At 59.2% G+C, this 1,570-nt stretch carries 2 protein-coding genes; both read right to left on the bottom strand.

All coding sequences use genetic code 11. The annotated features are described in order from the left end of the window. Positions 1 to 637: aromatic amino acid transport family protein (locus BN1127_RS22890; protein WP_042650073.1), on the bottom strand; the 637-nt coding region annotated here is incomplete at its 3' end. Positions 638 to 1,049: 412 nt separating this feature from the next. Further along, positions 1,050 to 1,570: 3'(2'),5'-bisphosphate nucleotidase CysQ family protein (locus tag BN1127_RS15930; protein ID WP_042650072.1), on the bottom strand; the 521-nt coding region annotated here is incomplete at its 5' end.

Below are 1,570 nucleotides of genomic sequence, written 5' to 3'. Positions count from 1 at the left end.
GCAGCGCCAGCCAGACGGTGTTGAGGAAGCTGGCCCCCTCGAACGCGGTCACTTCCGGCCAGTGCCACTGGGGGATCAGATAGCAGGAGAGTGCCGCCAGAATGGCCGCCAACGGGTAGACCATGAAGGCGAAGGCCCGCAGCATCGCCTTCTCCCCCGCCATCATCACGGCGATCATGGCGAACACCAGCAGGCCGGAGAGCATCACCCGGTTCGGGGCATCCATGCCGAGCTGGTTGATCATGAAGCTCTCCACCGTATTGGTGAGCCCGACGCCGTAGATGAGCAGGATCGGGAAGATGGAGAGGAAGTAGAGCGCCGAGATGAGGCGACCGGCCATCTTGCCGAAGTGCTCCTCGGCCACCTCGGTGAAGTCGGCGTGGGGGCGCGAAGAGGAGAGCACGAAGCGCGCCAGCCCGCGATGGGCCAGGAAGGTCATGGGACCGGCCAGCACGGCGACGATGACGAGGGGCCAGATGCCCCCCAGTCCCAGGTTGATGGGGAGGAAGAGTATGCCGGCGCCGACCGCGGTGCCAAACAGGCTGATGACCCAGTGGGTATCGTGACGACGCCAGCCAGTGCGGGTGATGGATGGGGAACCAGATAGCTCCCGGGTGACCTCTGCAGATGAACTCATTGATAAACCACTTATATATAGTATTAAAATCTAAAAATATTGTGCTCCTTTAGCATTTAATTCTCAAAAAACGGCATTGGCAGATCTCACTGGCAAAGCCAGGTTCAGCCAGTGAGATTGGGCGGAATTTCCAGTCCGCCCTGTTCGGTTAAACCTTTAAACAGCAAATTACGCAAAATATAAAACCAAAATATAACCACTGGTCGATTTTTTATTTCGACCAATGCGCAGTTTTCAGAATTACCTGAAAATAGATACCAGCACTTTGGGTTTGATTGTGATGATCCACTACAGCAATCCATTTAAGTAGCGAATACACCTGAATATGCCGTGGCAAGCCAGCGGATCACACCAAGCAATCAGGCGGCCACGAGGCCGCCTGATTGGATGAACTGGCTACATTTCAACCGGATCAGTGAGTCAGGATCTTGCCCCAGGCGAGATCCGGGTCCCCCATCACGATGAAGTCAGGGTTCTCCAGCGACTCCGTTTCGTTGTAGCTGAGCGGCTGCAACGCCAGGCTGAGGATGCGCCCCCCTGCCGCCTCGACGATGCACTGGGCGGCGGCGGTGTCCCACTCGCCGGTAGGGCCGAGCCGCACATAGCAGTCTGCCGCCCCTTCCGCCACCAGGCAGGACTTGAGGGAGCTGGAGCCAAGCGGGATCAGCTCGTAGTTGATGGCCGGGTTGAGGCGGCGGGTGAGGTTCTCCAGCTTCTGGCGGCGGCTGATGGCCACCACCAGGGAGTCCGGCTGGTCGTGCTCGTGGTGCATGGCACTGATGGGATGCACCTCGCCATTTACCTCCTTGAAGGCGCCGTGGCCGCGTACCGCCCAGTAGAGCACATCGGCCTCGGGGGCATAGATGACCCCGAGCACGGGGACATTGTCCCGCACCAGGGCGATCAGGGTGGCGAAATCACCGCTGCCGGCGA

Source organism: Aeromonas media (assembly GCF_000819985.1).
GTDB lineage: Bacteria > Pseudomonadota > Gammaproteobacteria > Enterobacterales > Aeromonadaceae > Aeromonas > Aeromonas media.
Note: the sequence above shows the minus strand (reverse complement) of the source record. Positions and strands in the feature narration are given on the sequence as shown.